Source organism: Rhodanobacter sp. OK091, assembly GCF_900142825.1.
GTDB lineage: Bacteria > Pseudomonadota > Gammaproteobacteria > Xanthomonadales > Rhodanobacteraceae > Rhodanobacter.
Genome location: NZ_FRCH01000003.1, coordinates 214471 through 230199 on the forward strand (window position 1 = coordinate 214471; position 15729 = coordinate 230199).

The window sequence follows — 15729 nt, forward strand, 5'->3', positions numbered from 1 at the left end:
CCCCGCAGTGTGTGGGCGCGACCGGTCGCGTGCAAGCTAGTCCAGCTTCAGTCGCAGCGACAGGTCGATCGCCCGCACGTGCTTGGTCAGCGCGCCGACCGAGATGAAGTCGACGCCCGTACGGGCAAACTCGCCGATCGTGCGCAGATCGACATTGCCGGAGACTTCCAGCGGCACACGGCCGGCGGTGTACTGCACCGCCTGGGTCATCTGCGCCAGCTCGAAATTATCCAGCATGATCCGGTCCACGCCGGCCGCCAGCGCCTGCGCCAGCTCGTCGAGATTCTCCACCTCGACTTCCAGCATCAGATTGGGGTGCAGCCGACGCGCCGCCTGCACCGCGGCGGCGATACTACCGGCGGCGATGATGTGGTTTTCCTTGATCAGGATCGCGTCGTACAGACCCATGCGCTGATTATGGCCACCGCCGCACCGCACCGCGTACTTTTGCGCAACGCGCAGACCGGGAATGGTCTTGCGGGTATCCAGCACGCGCGCAGCGGTGCCGGCGACGGCTGCGACATATTCCGCGGTGACCGTGGCGGTGGCGGACAACAGCTGCAGGAAATTCAGTGCCGAGCGCTCCGCGGTGACCAGCGAGCGGGCATGGCCGGACAGGCGGCAGATCACCGTGCCGGCATCGACACGCGCGCCATCATAGGCTCGCCAGTCGATCTGCACAGCTGGATCGAGCCGACGGAAGCAGGCATCGAACCATGCCGTGCCGGCGATCACCGCCGCATCGCGGCAGGTCAGTTCGGCATGAGCATGCGCATCGATCGGCAGCAGGCCGGCGGTGGCGTCGCCATCACCCAGATCTTCGGCGAAGGCGCGTTCGATATCGACAGCGATCTGTGCCGCGTCCGGCGGCGCGAACGATGGAACGTGACTCATGCGGTATCGGAGTCCTTGGACGGCGTTCCCGTGGACGGTGTGGCCTCGGGTTGGCTGAGCTTGCCCACGATCGCGGTCATCGCGCGGTCGAACAAGGCGTTGGCGGCGAGTATGCGGGCCTGGCCATCCGTCAGCAGGACCGCCAGTTCCCGTGGCGCGTAATCGGCCACTTTCAAGCCGCGCCGGTTGACGAACAGGTAACGGCCGCTCATCGGGCTGATCCACGACAGCTTGGCGCGGGTCATCGTTTCATCGGTGAGGCAGAACTCAAGCCAGGTGCCCGGTTGCAACGCCTGGACCTGATGCCATTCCGGGCTGTCCAGTGGCGCCTCGACGATTTCTTCTTCGTCGGCAGGATCGTCTGCGGCGGTATCGCGGTCGATGACCGGCTGGATGCTGTCGGGTATCGACTGCATGGCCGCATCCTCGTCGACCGAGACTACTTCGGTCGCATCCAGCGTCTCGCCCAGCTGCTGCCGGTAATAGGTATGCAGTTGGCCGAGCAGGCGCTCGATGTCTTGCTCCTGGAACGCCACATTGATCAGGCCCTGACGCAGAGCGCGTTCGACACTGGGCAGCATCTGCCGCAGCGCCTGGCGGCTTTCCGGACTCGTCGCCGGCCGGGTGCTGGCGATGAAATCGTCGACGAAGCGCAACGCGCTCCTGAACTCGGGCGAGGTTTCACCCTGGCGCAGCAGGGTCAGTACCAGATGATTGGCCCATGCCCGGGCGAGCACGCCATGCACCAGCGGTGGCAGTTTCTGATCGCCGATGCGATCGAGTATCTCGCGCGCGGCGCGGCGGCGCGCCTGCTCGAGTTTTTCGCGGCCACGGGTGGATTCGGCGACGCGTTGCTCGGCCAGTTCGGAACGGCGCTTGTTGATTTCCTGGAACTGCTGCAAGTCGGCCAGCAGGCGCTCGAAGATGCCCATGTCGTCGTCGAAGTCGTGCAACAGCTGATCGACGATCGACTTCACTTTCTCGTGCAGGCGGTGATCGCGATCGGACTCCTCCGACCAGCTCTTGGCCTGTTCGGCCAGGCTATCCAGCAGCCGGCGCGCCGGATGCTGGCGGTGGGCGAACAGCTTGCGGTCGAGGATCGCCGCCTTGAGGTAGGGAATCTGCAGCCGGGCCAGCATCACCTGCATCGCCACCGGCAGGTTGCGGTCTTCCAGGATGAATTCGAACAGCATGCCGACCAGATCGATGGTGTCCTCGTCGATGCTGGCGACGTGGCTGGGCCGCTCGCCGCGCAGTGCACCGATCTGGGTCAGCAACTGGCTCTTCAGTTGCAGCACTTCGCGGCTGAGCTCGGCGGCATCGTCAGGCCGCGCGTATGGCAACGGGCCAGCACTGGCGATCTGGCTCTGCAATACGCTGAGCGCGCCCAGCAATTCGTTTGCCGACGGCAGTGGACCGCTCGGCATGGCATGCATGCCACCGTCGCCGCTGATAACCGGACCGCGTCGAGCGCTGAACAATGCGTGCAAGGTCTGCAGCAGATCGCTGGGAATCTCGCCGGCTTCGTCCGACGTCGCGTCTGCCTGGGCGCTGGTGGCGGCGGGTTTGGCCTTCGCGTCGCCGCTGCGCATTCCCTGGCGCAATTGCGGCAGCACGCCAGCGCGGACCAGCGCGACGTTGATTTCCTGATAGAGCTCTTCCAGCGATGACAGGACGTAGCGATCGAACAGCTTGTAGATGATCAGCTTGACGCGCATGTCCGCGTTGAGTTCGTGCAGCGCCTGACGAAACGCCTGTGTCAGGAGTGTCGGCGCCACCGGATTGCTGGCGTTCTCGATCTTGTGGCCGCCGCAAATCACCGACAACCGTTGGTTGACCGCAAACAATTCGTTCGCCAGCCGCGAGTCGTGTTTGCTGATCATGCTGGTGATGGCCAGCGACTCTTCCAGCTCGTTGTCGGCCACCAGCGTCAATTCGACCGTGCCTGGCGATCCGGCTAAGCCATTGCCCGACGATTGCAGTGGGTGTGCCAGCTCGCCGAGGTCGCGGTTGACCGTGCTCAGGAAGCTGCGCTCCACCGCGGGACGCCTTTTGCGCACTTCGCGCATGCCGTCGAAGTAGTGCATCTGGGCAGCGTTGTTTTCCGCCTTCTCGGCCAGGTCGAACAGCGCATCGTCGAGATGCTCGAAGGCATTGCCGATCCATGGCTGCAGGCGCTTGGCTGCGATGCTGCGCACGGCGTTAAGCAACTCGCCGACGCGCTCGCTGGTGGGATCCAGGCGCTGACTTAAATTGACCACTCTGGATGGATCACTTGCTTCGTTCATTGCCAGCCCCCTGAAACATCAGCAATGCGCGACAAGCCGGAACAAATCGCGCAGATGGTGACGATAAGCCATATCGGGCACCCGTGTCATGCCGTCGTTGCTGAATCAATCAGGGCGTCCCTAAACCCCAGGAAAGTCCGTCAGTTGCACGGTACCGATGCCTTCCTCGGGCAGCATCACCGGAATGCCGTCCTCGACCCGGTAGATCACCTTGCGGTCGGTGGTGATCAAGGCTTCGGCAATGCGCTCGCGTACGGCCACCCCGGCGACGGAATCGACCTTCCCGGCAACAATCGCGTCGTTCAGCGCATCGAGCTCATGCTTACTCAGCGGGCGCACCGGCGTTTTGCTGACCGGGCAGCACAAGATGTCGAGTAGACGTTTGTCCATGAGAGTTTGCGGGTGTGCCATGGCTGGGAAAGCCCGTACAATAGCCGTTTTTGGACGGTCCGGCCATGACAGAAACAACCAAGCCGCTGCGCGTTGGCGTGGTAATGGGCTCTCGTTCGGATTGGGAAACCATGCAGCACACGGCCAACGTATTGACCGAGCTGGGTGTGCCGCATGAGGTCAAGGTGGTGTCGGCGCATCGCACGCCGGATCTTTTGTTCAGTTACGCCGAGCAGGCCCGGGCGCGAGGTATCCAGGTGATCATCGCCGGTGCCGGCGGCGCTGCTCATCTGCCCGGGATGCTGGCCGCCAAAACCCGTCTGCCGGTATTTGGCGTGCCGGTGCAGTCGAAGGCGCTGAATGGCATGGACTCGCTGTTGTCGATCGCGCAGATGCCTGCCGGCATTCCGGTCGGCACCCTGGCGATCGGCCGCGCCGGCGCAGTGAACGCCGGCTTGCTGGCCGCGGCGGTGCTGGCGCTGCACGATCCGGCGCTGGCCGGTGCGCTGGACAACTGGCGTACGCGGCAGACGCAGGCCGTGCTCGAACAGCCGGATCCGCGCCAATGAGCGAGCGGCGGCAGTCCGTGCTGGGCATTCTCGGTGGCGGTCAGCTGGCGCGCATGCTCGCGCTGGCGGCGGCGCCACTGGGTGCACAGGCGCTGGTGGTGGATAGCTCCGCCGATGCCTGTGCCGGGCAGGTCGCACCGTTGGTGGTCGCCGACTGGACCGACTACGCCGCCTTGGAGGCGTTTGCCGCGCAAGTCGACGTGGTCACCTTCGATTTCGAAAACGTGCCGGCCGAGACGGCGCGCTGGCTGGCCCAGCGCGTAGCCGTATTTCCCGCGCCGCAGGCGCTTGCGGTAGCGCAGGATCGCCTGGCCGAGAAAACGCTGTTTCGCGAGTGCGGTCTGCCCACCCCCACCTTCATGGCGGTCGATACGCGCGAGCAACTGGATCAGGCATTGGCCGTGGTCGGCGCGCCGGCGATTCTGAAAACCCGTCGGCTCGGCTATGACGGCAAGGGCCAGTTCCGGCTCCGTGTACTGGCCGATGCGGATGCCGCATGGGCCGCGCTTGGCGCGCAGGGATCGAAGCATGGTTTGATCCTGGAAGCATTCGTGCCGTTCGAGCGCGAGTTGTCGGTACTTGCCGTGCGTGGTCGCGACGGCGATTTCCGCACCTGGCCACTGACCCGCAACTGGCATACCGATGGCGTGCTGTCGATGAGCCTGGCCCCCGCGCCGGATATCGACGTGTTACAGCGGCGCGCGACTGCGCTCGCCCGTACCCTGGCCGAGCGGCTGGACTACGTAGGTGTGTTCGCGCTGGAGCTGTTCGTCAAGGACGGCGAACTGCTCGGCAACGAGATGGCCCCGCGGGTGCACAACTCCGGCCACTGGACCATCGAGGGCGCGCACACCAGCCAGTTCGAGAATCATGTGCGCGCGGTGCTTGGCCTGCCTTTGGGCGACACCGGCGCGCGCAGCATCTCGTCGATGTTCAACTGGATTGGCGAATTGCCCGATACGGCGCCCGTGCTGAAAGCTGTCGATGCGCACTGGCACGACTACGGCAAACAGGCGCGGCCCGGGCGCAAGGTGGGTCATGCCACCGTGTGCGCACCGGACGCCGGGCAACTGGCGGTACGACTGAGCGGGATTGCCGAGGCACTCGGGCGCGAGGCGCAGGTCGCGCCGGTGCTGCATGCGCTGGGTTGATCGAGCCCGGATCTGTCCATAAAAAAACGGAGCCGTGAGGCTCCGTTTTTTGTTTTCACCCAGGTAGATCAGGCCAGGTTGCTGGCCGCGAAGTCCCAGTTCACCAGGTTCCAGAACGCTTCCACATATTTCGGGCGGGCGTTGCGGTAGTCGATGTAATAAGCGTGTTCCCACACGTCGGTGGTGAACAGCGGCTTGTCGCTGCCGGTGATCGGAGTGGCCGCATTCGATGTGTTGACGATGCCCAGCGAGCCATCCGGACGCTGCACCAGCCAGGTCCAGCCCGAGCCGAAGTTGCCGGCGGCGGATTTGCTGAATTCGTCCTTGAACTTGTCGAACGAACCGAACGCCTTGGCGATCGCGTCGGCCAGCTTGCCGCTGGGTTCGCCGCCGCCTTTGGGGCTCATCGAATTCCAGTAGAACGTGTGGTTCCAGATCTGCGCGGCATTGTTGAACACGCCGCCGGACGACTTCTTGATGATGTCTTCCAGCGCGGCGCCTGCAAATTCGGTGCCCTCGATCAGCTTGTTGAGGTTCGTCACATAGGCTTGGTGGTGCTTGCCGTAGTGAAACTCCAGCGTTTCGGCGGAAATGTGCGGCTCAAGCGCGTTCTTTTCGTACGGAAGCGGGGGAAGTTCAATCGCCATGTTGAGGCTCCTTAGCGGTAGCTGGGGGGAGATGGGCCGGCGCAGCGGACGGCAGCCGACGGGTGACTGATACAATATCGGTCTGCCTGCATTGTAAAGATGAAACATCGAGCTATGGACATCAACGAGCGAATCAGGGCGATCCTGACCGAACATCCCATCGTGCTTTTCATGAAGGGCACGCCGGAATTTCCGATGTGCGGCTTCTCCAGTCGCGCCGCGATGGCGCTGTCGGAGGCTGGCGCCGTGTTCCACGCGGTGAATGTGCTGGCCGATCCGCAGCTGCGCGCCGCGCTGCCGCATTTCGCGAACTGGCCGACATTCCCGCAGCTGTTCATCCAGGGCGAGTTGATCGGCGGTTGCGACATCATTGAGGATTTGAAATCCGCTGGTGAATTGTCCCGCATGGCCAGCGACGTTGCCGGAGCAACCTCTTGACGACATTGCCGGTTTCCCGTTTGCCCGCCGACTGGCTACCGGCTGCGGACACCTTGGTTGATCGCGTGGTGCTGGTGACCGGCGCTTATGGCGGACTGGGCGGCGCGGTGGCGCGAGCGGCGTCGCGCGCAGGCGCCACGGTGGTGATCACCGGCAAGCGCAAACGCCAACTGGAACAGCTGTATGACGCGATGCGCGAGGAAGGCCTGGCCGAGCCGGTAATCCATCCGCTGGACATGGAAGTGGCGACGCCGCGCGAATACGCCGCACTGGCCGAAGGGCTGGAGCGCGATTTCGGGCGGCTCGACGGCATCGTGCATGCGGCCGTCAGTTTTTCCGGATTGACGCCGATCGGCATGCACAAACCTGACGCATGGTTGCGTGCCATGCATGTAAATGTGTCGGCTCCGTTCGCACTGACCCAGGCCTGCCTGCCGTTGCTGACCCGGGCCGGCGAGAGCGCGGTGGTGTTCGTGCTGGACGATCCCGAGTTGCTGCAGCGCGCGCACTGGGGCGGCTACGGCGTGTCGAAGGCGGCACTGGAGCGCTTCGTGGCGATCCTGCACGAGGAAACCGACGACAGCGCACTGCGTGTTCATGCGATGCTGCCGGCACCGATGCGTACATCGTTGCGGCAACAGGCGTATTTCGGCGAAGACATCATGCAGCGAGCGCTGCCGGATGCTGCCGCTGCCGCAGCGATCTACCTGCTCAGCGCACAGGGTGCGGCAGCTCGCGGAGCGGTGCTGGATCTGCGAACCGATTGAACGGCGGCACTGCGGTGCCGTGATCGCTTCACGAAAATGGAGTTGAGATGGAAACGCAGATGACCACGTTGTCGGCGGGAATCATGTTGTTTCTGATCATGGACCCGCTGGGCAATATTCCGTTCTTCCTGAGCCTGCTGAAAGACGTGCCGCCGAAACGCCGTCGCCGGGTGATGGTGCGCGAGCTGTTGATCGCGCTCGGCGTGCTGCTGGCGTTCCTGTTCGGCGGCCAGCACATCCTCAAGCTGCTGCAGCTGAAGCCGGATTCGATCAGCATCGCCGGCGGCATCGTGCTTTTCCTGATCGGCATCCGCATGGTGTTTCCGCCGGCCGATGGCGGCGGCATCTTCGGCAAGCCCGGGCAGGGCGAGCCGTTCATCGTGCCGATGGCGATTCCCGGCGTGGCCGGTCCATCGGCCATGGCGGCGTTGCTGTTGTTGACCAATACCCAGCCAGGCCGCACTGCCGACTGGACGATCGCGTTGCTGCTGGCGTGGCTGGCCACCTCGTTGATCCTGCTCAGCGCCACTTATCTGTTCCGCTGGCTCGGCGAGAGTGTGCTGACGGCGTTGGAGCGTGTGATGGGCATGCTGCTGATCGCGCTGTCGGTTCAGATGTTCATGGCCGGCGTGGCCTCGTTCCTGCATTTGAACGTTTGAAACAACAGCGTCGCCGGATTTGTCGCTCGCAGCGTTTCGGATGATTGCTCAGCTGTCATAATTGATCGCCAGGATGGGGAAAATCTGAGGGCGCAGACATGCTGAGCATCGAACAATCCCTTACCGAACGTATGCCATGGCTGGCGCAATACCCCCGCATCCGGCGCCCGATGGCAGGCGTGCTCGGGCGGTTGGCCGACGAAGAGGGTTTCAATCGCGTACTCGAGCGGGTCGGCTCCGCCGAGGGATTTGATTTTGTCGAGCGCGTGCTGGACATCCTCGGTACCAGCTATCAGGTCAATCCGCGCGAACGCGAGCACATCCCGGTCGATGGCCCGCTGCTGGTGGTGGCCAATCATCCGCTGGGCATGCAGGACGCCCTGGCCTTGCTGCAACTGATCGGTTCGGTACGCCGCGATGTGCGTTTTCTGGGCAACGACTGGCTGGGGGTGATTCCGCAGCTGGGCAAGTTGATGTTGCCGGTGGACGTGTTCGGCAAGGGTGCGGCGTCGCGCCTGCGCGGCATTTACCGCGCACTGGACAACGGCGAGGCGTTAATCGTTTTTCCCGCGGGCGAGGTCTCGCGCGTGCGTCCGGGTGGCGTGCGTGACGGCAAGTGGTCGGACGGTTTTGCGCGGCTGTCGTTGCGCAGCAAGGCGCCGGTGCTGCCGATCCACGTCGCCGCGCGTAATTCGGCGATGTTCTACGGGCTGTCGATGCTCGCCAAACCGCTGAGCACCGCGATGCTGCCGCGTGAAGCGGTGGCACCGGGCAAGCGGCGGATCGGATTCAGCATCGGTGCGCTGGTCAGCGCCGACGAGCTTGGGCGGCGTAGCGCTGGTTCGCCGGCGCAGGCCACCAAGCTGATGCGCCGACATGTCTATCGGGTCGGCCAGCATCGTGGCCTGATCTTTGGCGGTCAGGCGCCGCTGGCGTTGCCGGAGCCGGCCGAGCAGGTAGCTGCGGAACTGGTGCGCTCGGAAAAACTGGCCGACCTGGGCGACGGCAAGCAAGCGTGGCTGTTCAAGGGCGCGTTCGACAGCGCGGTGTTGCGCGAGATCGGTCGGCTGCGCGAACTGACTTTCCGCAAGGTCGGCGAGGGCACTGGCGCACGCCGCGACCTGGATGCTTACGACCCGCATTACGAGCACCTGGTGCTGTGGGATCCGCAGGCGCTGCGCATCGTCGGCTCCTATCGCTTCGGACATGGCGGCCGGCTGATCGCCGAACGCGGCATGGCAGGGCTGTACACCTCAAGCCTGTTCAGTTATTCACCAGCGCTGGAATCGCGGCTGGCGCAAGGCATGGAGCTGGGGCGTAGTTTCGTGGCCCCAGCGTACTGGCGCTCCCGCGCACTCGACCAGCTGTGGCAGGGCATCGGGCTGTACCTGCAGCGGCACCCTGAACTGCATTACCTGTTCGGCCCGGTCAGCATGTCGGTGAGCCTGCCGCGTGAGGCACGTGAATGGATCGCCGCGGCGCACCAGCACTATTTCGGCGCGCCGGGACTGGCCGCCGCGCGACAGCCGTTCGTGATCTCGCCTGAAGTCGTGCAATGCGTGCGTGCCGCGCTGGAAGGCCTGGACGCGTCTGCCGGCCTGGGCAAGCTGAAGCATCACCTGGATGCGCTCGGCGTCAGTCTGCCGGTGCTCTATCGCCAGTATGTCGATCTGGTCGAGCCCGAAGGTGTGCAGTTCCTCGACTTCGGCGAGGACCCGGATTTTTCCGGCTGCGTCGATGGCTTGGTGATGCTGGATCTGGCGAGCCTGAAGCCCGCCAAACGGGCTCGTTATCTCGGCAGGACGGCTGGCTGACAAGTCCGTGGCCCGTACGCGGGCGCATGCTCTGGCCATTGCAGCATCTTGCGCGTGATTCAATCACAACTATTTGAATTTATGAAAATAATGGCGACATGCCCGTTTCTCGCGGGGCGCAATATATTGCAAAAACAGTGGAACCTAGTCGCCAAAGTGTCATAAACTGCCGTTAAAGTTGACTTAACAATTTGTTGGCAGACGGGGTGGCCCCGTCACCTTCGCGTCACGAACCACCGCAAAAAACACAGTACGGAATCGACAGCATGAGCGGTTGCCGCCTCGCGGCGGCCGCCCCTCGTATCTGCGTTCCAAAAGTCTCAATTTCCTTACGTTGCGAGTCTCAGGGGTCCGTCCATGATGAACAGTTCCATTCGCGCAAAACTCTTGCCGCTGGCCATTGCGGCGTTGCTCGCCGTGACGTTGCCGGCCATTGCCCAAGACACCTCCTCCTCGATCAGCGGCCGCGTGCTCGACGCGAACGGCCAGCCGGTGGCGGGCGCCACGGTGCAGATCGTGCATGAACCGTCCGGTACCACCAAGATCACCACCACCGGTGCAGATGGCCGTTATTCGGCGCAGGGTCTGCGCGTCGGTGGCCCGTTCGATGTGACCGTCTCCAAGGCGGGACAAGCGCAGGCTGTGCAGAATAATGTCTACCTGCAGCTGGCTCAGGAAACACCAGTCAATTTGACCATGGGTGCGGAGCAGGCGAAGGCAGTCCAGAATCTTTCTGGCGTCACCGTTTCGGCCAATGCGCTGGCGCAGACGTTCTCTTCGGACAATAAGGGTATCTCGACCAACGTTTCGCAGCGGGAAATCGAGGCAACCCCGACCCCGGGTCGCTCGATCCAGAACATCGTGCGCCTCGATCCGCGCATCGTGATCTCCGACCGCGACCGCGGCGAGATCTCCGCGATCGGCCAGAACAGCCGCTACAACAACATCACTGTCGACTCGGTCAGCGCGAACGATCCGTTCGGCCTGAACGCGAATGGCTTGCCGACGCTGGGCACACCGATTTCGCAGGACACCATCCAGGAATACAACATCTCGACCGCCAACTACGACGTGGCCACGCGTCGCGGTGTCGGCGCGATCGTCAACGCAGTGACCAAGAGCGGTACCAACGATTTCCATGGTTCGGCGTACTACGTGTTCCAGAATCGCGACAAGATGATCGCCGACTACAACGGCCAGCCCTACGGCGGCTTCCGTCGCACCTGGACCGCCGGCGCCACCGTCGGCGGCCCGATCATCAAGGACAAACTGTTCTTCTTCGCCTCGTACGAGAAGAGCAAGCAGGTCGGCCCGTCCTCCCAGTACGGCGTGCAGGGCTCCGGTGCGGCCACCGAGATCCGTGGTCTGACCCAGCAGAACGTCGATGCCATCACTTCCGCAGCCAAGGCCAAGGGCTTTGATGTCGGCGGCCTCGGCGGCGGCAACACCGATCTGCAGGACAAGCGTTACCTCGCCAAGATCGACTGGAACATCACCAACAACCATCGCGCCAGTTTCACCTACAGCCAGACCAAGGAAAACAAGCCGATCATCACCGGCAGCAACAACATCCTTGTGTTGTCCAGTGGCTGGTACAAGACCAACGTCGACAACAAGAGTTACGCGTTGCATTTTTACGATGACTGGTCGGATGTCTTCTCCACCGACACCACACTCTCATACGCCGACTTCCAGCAGAACCGTGGCCCTTACAACGGCGTCGCGCAGCCGGATGTCTCGGTGTGCTTGAACGGCACCAGCGGCTGCTCCAGCACCACCAGCTCGCCGGGTGTGGAGTTCGGCACCGAGTACTCCAGCCAGGCCAACGTGCTGCACGTAAAAACGCTCAATGCTGCATGGGCCGGCACGCTCTATCTGGGTGACCATACAGTCAAGGGTGGTTTCGACTTCCAGCGCGGGCAGTACTACAACCTGTTCCTGCAGAACGCATTCGGCAGCTACCAGTTCAACACGCTCGCCGATTTCAATGCTGGCAAATATTATCAATATCGTTACAACGCACCGGCTGCGGGCCTCAGCCTGAGCGATGTTGCCGCCAACTTCGAGTTGAAGGAATACGGCATATTCCTGCAGGACACCTGGCAGGTGAACCACAATCTGTCGGTGCAGTACGGCTTCCGCGTCGACATTCCGTTGACCGGCGATCGGCCGCTGTACAACCCCTGCTATGCCGCTGCACCAGGTCAGAAAGTAACCGCAGCGAACTGCGTCACGGCCTATGGTGGCTTCGGTCGTACCAACACCAGCACCATCAACGGCAACCGCCAGGTACAGCCGCGCGCGTCGTTCAACTACACCTTCGACACTGAGCGTCTGACTCAGCTGCGTGGTGGCGCTGGTCTGTTCATCTCCAACCCGCCGAGCGTGTGGCTGGGCAACATCTACCAGAACTCCGGCGTGACCCAGGTGCAATACAACTGCGGCCCAACGCAGAGCGCTTGCAACACCACGACCGGCCTGCCGCCGTTTAGCGCCAACCCGTATGGGCAGAATGGCGGCTCGGCCGCGATTCCCGGTGCCAAGGGCGCGCAGATGGCGGTCAGTACGGTCAGCGACAACTTCCAGCTTCCCAGCGTGTGGAAGATGTCGCTCGGCTTCGATCGTGAGTTACCGTGGTGGGGTGTGGTGTTCAGCGCCGACTACGAGCACATCAAGAACCGTAACGCGATTTGGTATCAGAACCTCAATATCGGCGATCCCACCGGCACGCTGCCCGATGGACGTTTCACCTACTACAAGGATCCCAACAGCGGCTCGGTGTTGATCAATCCGGCCACCGGTGCGCCGATTCTTGTGGCTGGCAAGACCCAGTCCAACACGGCACGCGCTAAGGCCAATCCGGCGTTTGGTGATGCGGTGATCAACTTGGCCAATAGTGACCAGGGCAGCGCCGATAGTCTCAGCCTCGCGTTGAAAAAGCCGTTCGCGGACGATTGGTCCGGTATGGTTGGTTTCACCTGGAGCCGCGCAACCGAGGTGAACCCGGGTACCTCAAGCGTGGCCCGCTCGAGCTATAGCAACAATGTCTGGGTGAACCCGAACGGGAACAAGGCGAGCACTTCCAGCTATTCGATCCCGAAGCGGGTGATCGCTTCGCTGACCTGGCAGCACCGCTTCTTTGGTGACTACGCCACGAGTGCCACCGTGTTCTATGACGGGCACTCGGGTACTCCGTATAGCTGGCGCTACGGCAACGACGCCAACGGTGACGGTTTCACCTCCGACTTGGCCTATATCCCGAACAAGGGTGATATCAGCTTCGTGCCGGGTACTTCGCAGGCGCTACAGAACTCGTTCTGGCAGTACATCGACAACGACAAGTACCTGAAAGATCACAAGGGTCAGATCGCCAGCCGCAACGGCGCCCGTGCTCCCTGGATCAACCAGATCGACCTGAGTTTCAGTCAGGAGATCCCGGGTCTGTTCAAGGGCAACAAGGGCATGATCCGCCTCGACGTCTACAACCTCGGTAACATGCTCAACAAGAAGTGGGGCGTCGATCACCGTGCCAGCTTCCCGTTGGTACGCAACCTTGCTGATTTCGCAGGTGTGGATGCCACCGGCAAACCCATCTACGACATCACCAAGGCGGCGTACAAGGACAGCAACGGTTACTACAGCCCACTTGCCCTCCCGCGGGCAGACGAGCTGAATGGTCCGACCCAGCGTTGGTCGATCCTGGCGACCGTGCGTTACACCTTCTGAGCAAGTTGTCTCTCGGAAACTCGGCCGGCGTCTGCAAAGGCGCCGGCCTTTTCTTTGTTGGCTTGACCGCACCCTGCCTGGCGAAGGAAGCTAGGCGGTCTGCTGCTGCTCTGTGCGGATGTACTGCCGCGAAGAAGCGGCAAGGAGAACCATTCAAATGAATGACACACACAAGAGTGCGGCCGGCAAAGCTGCCACTGTCAGCGCCCGCATTTCACCGGTCGGTGGGCTGGATATTCTTTCCCGCAACGAGGTGGCGCGGTTGCGCGGTGCCAGCGGCTCGGGCCTGCATGCGTTGCTGCGCCGCTGTGCGCTGGCGGTGCTGACCTCGGGCAGCATCAGTGACGATCCGCGGGCGATCCTCGAACAATATCCGGATTTCGATATCCAGGTACTGCAGCAGGATCGCGGCATCAAGATCGAGCTGAGCCACGCACCGGCGCAGGCCTTCGTGGATGGCCAGATCATTCGCGGCATCAACGAACTGCTGGTGGCGGTCGTACGCGACATCGTCTATGTGTCTACCCAGCTGGAACAGATCGGCGTCGATCTGGGCGGCTCGGCCGGGCTGACCCAGGGGGTATTCGAGATCCTGCGCAACGCGCGCATCCTGAAGCCGAACATCGACCCCAATCTGGTGGTGTGCTGGGGTGGCCATTCGATCTCGCGCGACGAGTACGAATACACCAAGCTGGTCGGCTATCAATTGGGCCTGCGCGGGCTGGACATCTGCACCGGTTGCGGGCCGGGTGCGATGAAGGGACCGATGAAGGGCGCGACCATTGCGCATGCCAAGCAGCGGCGTCGGCACAACCGCTACATCGGCATCACCGAGCCGGGCATCATTGCTGCCGAATCGCCGAACCCGATCGTCAATCATCTGGTGATCATGCCGGATATCGAGAAGCGGCTCGAGGCATTCGTGCGCATGGGCCACGGCATTCTGGTGTTCCCCGGTGGCGTCGGTACCGCGGAAGAAATCCTCTACCTGCTCGGCATCCTGCTGCACCCGGACAACGCGGGCACGCCGTTCCCGCTGATCTTCACCGGGCCGCGCGAATCGGCCGCCTACTTCGAGCAGATCGACCGCTTCCTGCGCCTGAGCCTGGGTGACGAGGTGGCACAGCACTACCAGATCATCGTGGATGATCCGTCGGCGGTGGCGCGGGCGATGATCAAAGGTGTCGACAAGGTGCGCCACAACCGGCTGGACACCAAGGACGCTTTCTTCTTCAACTGGGCGTTGCAGATTCCACTGGAGTTCCAGTTGCCGTTCCGCCCCACCCACGAGGCGATGCGCGCGCTGCAGATCCGTCATGATCGTCCGCGGCATGAGCTGGCGGCGGATCTGCGCCGGGCCTTCTCCGGCATTGTCGCCGGCAACGTGAAGGAGGAAGGCGTGCAGGCGATCGAGCAGCACGGCCCGTTCGATATCGACGGCGACGCGGACATCATGCGTGCGCTGGACAAGCTATTGCAGGCGTTCGTCGAGCAGCACCGGATGAAGCTGCCCGGCGGCGCGGCGTACGTGCCGTGCTACCGGGTGCTGACCAGCTGAGAGCGCGCGAAAACCTGTCCGCGATGGCTTGACAGCCCGCTGCGCTATCGACAAACTACGCAGCTCACGCCCGAATAGCTCAGCTGGTTAGAGCACTTGACTGTTAATCAGGGGGTCGCTGGTTCGAGTCCAGCTTCGGGCGCCACGTTTGATGAAAAGCCGGCATATTGCCGGCTTTTTGCTTTTCTGCGGCGATGACATCCGATCAGTTCATTTGCGAGCAGCTTGCGATCTGATTTTTGCTGGCCGGGGCGCCACGGATGCGGCCGGAATTGGAGACCACCACGCTGAGCGTGTGGTTCGCATTGGATGGTTGGCAGAACAGCAAGGTGATGTTGCTGCCGCTGGCGCTGCCGTCGGGATGGAAACGCACGAGGTGCCTGCCCGTGGTGCTGCTTATGATCAGCTTGCCGTGGTAGCTATGGCCTTGGCTGACATAAAGCGGCCTGTTGTCTGGCTGGTCGTCACCGTCGGCGTCGTGGCCAAGCAGCCATCCGTTGTCCCAGCGCGTATCGTCGTTGCAACGGCTGCCGTCGCGGGTCGGGCAGAACAAGGTGCGCTTGCCGCTGACGATGGCGGTTTCACGAGCGTGTCGAAGTGCCGCCATGAAGTCGGTCTGGGCGACCTGCAACTGGTTCCGGCCCAGCAGCTTCCGCACGGATGGTATGGCCATGCCGGTAAGCGCTGTGACGATGGCGAGTACCATGATTTGCTCGATCAGGGTCACGCCATGCTGCTGGCGAGAAAACTTGAAGTTCCGGAGGGGTGTCACGGGGTCGCGTCCTACGTTGTCCGGGAGGCTCATGCTAGGACGCTGGTGCCAACCAG

At 62.8% G+C, this 15729-nt stretch carries 13 protein-coding genes and 1 tRNA gene; 9 read left to right on the forward strand and 5 right to left on the reverse strand.

What is annotated here, in order from left to right:
* Window positions 1-36: 36 nt before the first annotated feature.
* The 3 genes from nadC to BUA26_RS15650 all read right to left on the reverse strand — a co-directional run bounded on the left by nadC (window position 37) and on the right by BUA26_RS15650 (window position 3572).
* Window positions 37-894 carry a carboxylating nicotinate-nucleotide diphosphorylase gene (gene nadC / locus BUA26_RS15640; protein WP_072761798.1) on the reverse strand — a complete coding sequence of 286 codons (858 nt, stop codon included), beginning with the start codon at window positions 892-894 and terminating at the stop codon, window positions 37-39.
* On the reverse strand, window positions 891-3182 hold the full coding sequence (locus tag BUA26_RS15645) for a DUF1631 domain-containing protein (RefSeq protein WP_072761799.1): 2292 nt from the start codon (window positions 3180-3182) through the stop codon (window positions 891-893). Before BUA26_RS15645 ends, nadC begins: the two co-directional genes overlap by 4 nt.
* A 120-nt stretch (window positions 3183-3302) precedes the next feature.
* Window positions 3303-3572 (reverse strand): Trm112 family protein, encoded by a 270-nt coding sequence (locus BUA26_RS15650; protein ID WP_072761800.1) that lies wholly within the window; start codon window positions 3570-3572, stop codon window positions 3303-3305.
* 65 nt (window positions 3573-3637) lie between these two features.
* On the opposite strand from BUA26_RS15650, the gene purE reads away from it, so the two are divergent.
* Both purE and BUA26_RS15660 read left to right on the forward strand, forming a co-directional pair.
* Complete coding sequence (gene purE / locus BUA26_RS15655; protein ID WP_072761801.1) at window positions 3638-4141, forward strand: 5-(carboxyamino)imidazole ribonucleotide mutase; 504 nt, start codon at window positions 3638-3640, stop codon at window positions 4139-4141.
* Window positions 4138-5292: a 5-(carboxyamino)imidazole ribonucleotide synthase gene (locus tag BUA26_RS15660; RefSeq protein ID WP_072761802.1), complete on the forward strand. Its 1155-nt coding sequence runs from the start codon at window positions 4138-4140 to the stop codon at window positions 5290-5292. The genes purE and BUA26_RS15660 overlap by 4 nt, the downstream gene beginning before the upstream one ends.
* Before the next feature lie 68 nt (window positions 5293-5360).
* Here BUA26_RS15660 and BUA26_RS15665 read toward each other — a convergent pair whose 3' ends face one another.
* Window positions 5361-5939 (reverse strand): superoxide dismutase, encoded by a 579-nt coding sequence (locus BUA26_RS15665; RefSeq protein ID WP_072761803.1) that lies wholly within the window; start codon window positions 5937-5939, stop codon window positions 5361-5363.
* 114 nt (window positions 5940-6053) lie between these two features.
* On the opposite strand from BUA26_RS15665, the gene grxD reads away from it, so the two are divergent.
* The 7 genes from grxD to BUA26_RS15700 all read left to right on the forward strand — a co-directional run bounded on the left by grxD (window position 6054) and on the right by BUA26_RS15700 (window position 15046).
* Complete coding sequence (gene grxD / locus BUA26_RS15670; RefSeq protein WP_072761804.1) at window positions 6054-6377, forward strand: Grx4 family monothiol glutaredoxin; 324 nt, start codon at window positions 6054-6056, stop codon at window positions 6375-6377.
* Window positions 6374-7144 (forward strand): SDR family NAD(P)-dependent oxidoreductase, encoded by a 771-nt coding sequence (locus tag BUA26_RS15675; RefSeq protein ID WP_072761805.1) that lies wholly within the window; start codon window positions 6374-6376, stop codon window positions 7142-7144. Before grxD ends, BUA26_RS15675 begins: the two co-directional genes overlap by 4 nt.
* 59 nt (window positions 7145-7203) lie before the next feature.
* A complete protein-coding gene (locus BUA26_RS15680) occupies window positions 7204-7803 on the forward strand; it encodes a YhgN family NAAT transporter (RefSeq protein WP_072761981.1) in 600 nt (199 codons plus the stop codon).
* A 98-nt stretch (window positions 7804-7901) separates the two neighbouring features.
* The gene (locus tag BUA26_RS15685) at window positions 7902-9617 is read left to right on the forward strand and encodes a bifunctional ornithine lipid synthase OlsF (RefSeq protein WP_072761806.1); all 1716 of its coding nucleotides are present in this window, start codon (window positions 7902-7904) and stop codon (window positions 9615-9617) included.
* 357 nt (window positions 9618-9974) lie between these two features.
* Window positions 9975-13343, forward strand: a complete 3369-nt coding sequence (locus BUA26_RS15690) for a TonB-dependent receptor (RefSeq protein WP_343124229.1) — start codon at window positions 9975-9977, stop codon at window positions 13341-13343.
* 157 nt (window positions 13344-13500) lie between these two features.
* On the forward strand, window positions 13501-14901 hold the full coding sequence (gene ppnN / locus BUA26_RS15695) for a nucleotide 5'-monophosphate nucleosidase PpnN (protein WP_072761807.1): 1401 nt from the start codon (window positions 13501-13503) through the stop codon (window positions 14899-14901).
* 68 nt (window positions 14902-14969) lie between these two features.
* Window positions 14970-15046 (forward strand) — tRNA-Asn (locus tag BUA26_RS15700).
* 60 nt (window positions 15047-15106) lie between these two features.
* Here the strand turns inward: BUA26_RS15700 and BUA26_RS15705 are convergent.
* On the reverse strand, window positions 15107-15673 hold the full coding sequence (locus BUA26_RS15705; protein ID WP_255368386.1) for a GspH/FimT family pseudopilin: 567 nt from the start codon (window positions 15671-15673) through the stop codon (window positions 15107-15109).
* Window positions 15674-15729 lie beyond the last annotated feature (56 nt).

What these genes read in the sequence shown, in the direction of transcription:
- nadC (WP_072761798.1), bottom strand. Translation starts at nt 894, where the DNA reads ATGAGTCACGTTCCATCGTTCGCGCCGCCGGACGCGGCACAGATCGCT.
- BUA26_RS15645 (WP_072761799.1), bottom strand. Translation starts at nt 3,182, where the DNA reads ATGAACGAAGCAAGTGATCCATCCAGAGTGGTCAATTTAAGTCAGCGC.
- BUA26_RS15650 (WP_072761800.1), bottom strand. Translation starts at nt 3,572, where the DNA reads ATGGACAAACGTCTACTCGACATCTTGTGCTGCCCGGTCAGCAAAACG.
- purE (WP_072761801.1), top strand. Translation starts at nt 3,638, where the DNA reads ATGACAGAAACAACCAAGCCGCTGCGCGTTGGCGTGGTAATGGGCTCT.
- BUA26_RS15660 (WP_072761802.1), top strand. Translation starts at nt 4,138, where the DNA reads ATGAGCGAGCGGCGGCAGTCCGTGCTGGGCATTCTCGGTGGCGGTCAG.
- BUA26_RS15665 (WP_072761803.1), bottom strand. Translation starts at nt 5,939, where the DNA reads ATGGCGATTGAACTTCCCCCGCTTCCGTACGAAAAGAACGCGCTTGAG.
- grxD (WP_072761804.1), top strand. Translation starts at nt 6,054, where the DNA reads ATGGACATCAACGAGCGAATCAGGGCGATCCTGACCGAACATCCCATC.
- BUA26_RS15680 (WP_072761981.1), top strand. Translation starts at nt 7,204, where the DNA reads ATGACCACGTTGTCGGCGGGAATCATGTTGTTTCTGATCATGGACCCG.
- BUA26_RS15685 (WP_072761806.1), top strand. Translation starts at nt 7,902, where the DNA reads ATGCTGAGCATCGAACAATCCCTTACCGAACGTATGCCATGGCTGGCG.
- BUA26_RS15690 (WP_343124229.1), top strand. Translation starts at nt 9,975, where the DNA reads ATGATGAACAGTTCCATTCGCGCAAAACTCTTGCCGCTGGCCATTGCG.
- ppnN (WP_072761807.1), top strand. Translation starts at nt 13,501, where the DNA reads ATGAATGACACACACAAGAGTGCGGCCGGCAAAGCTGCCACTGTCAGC.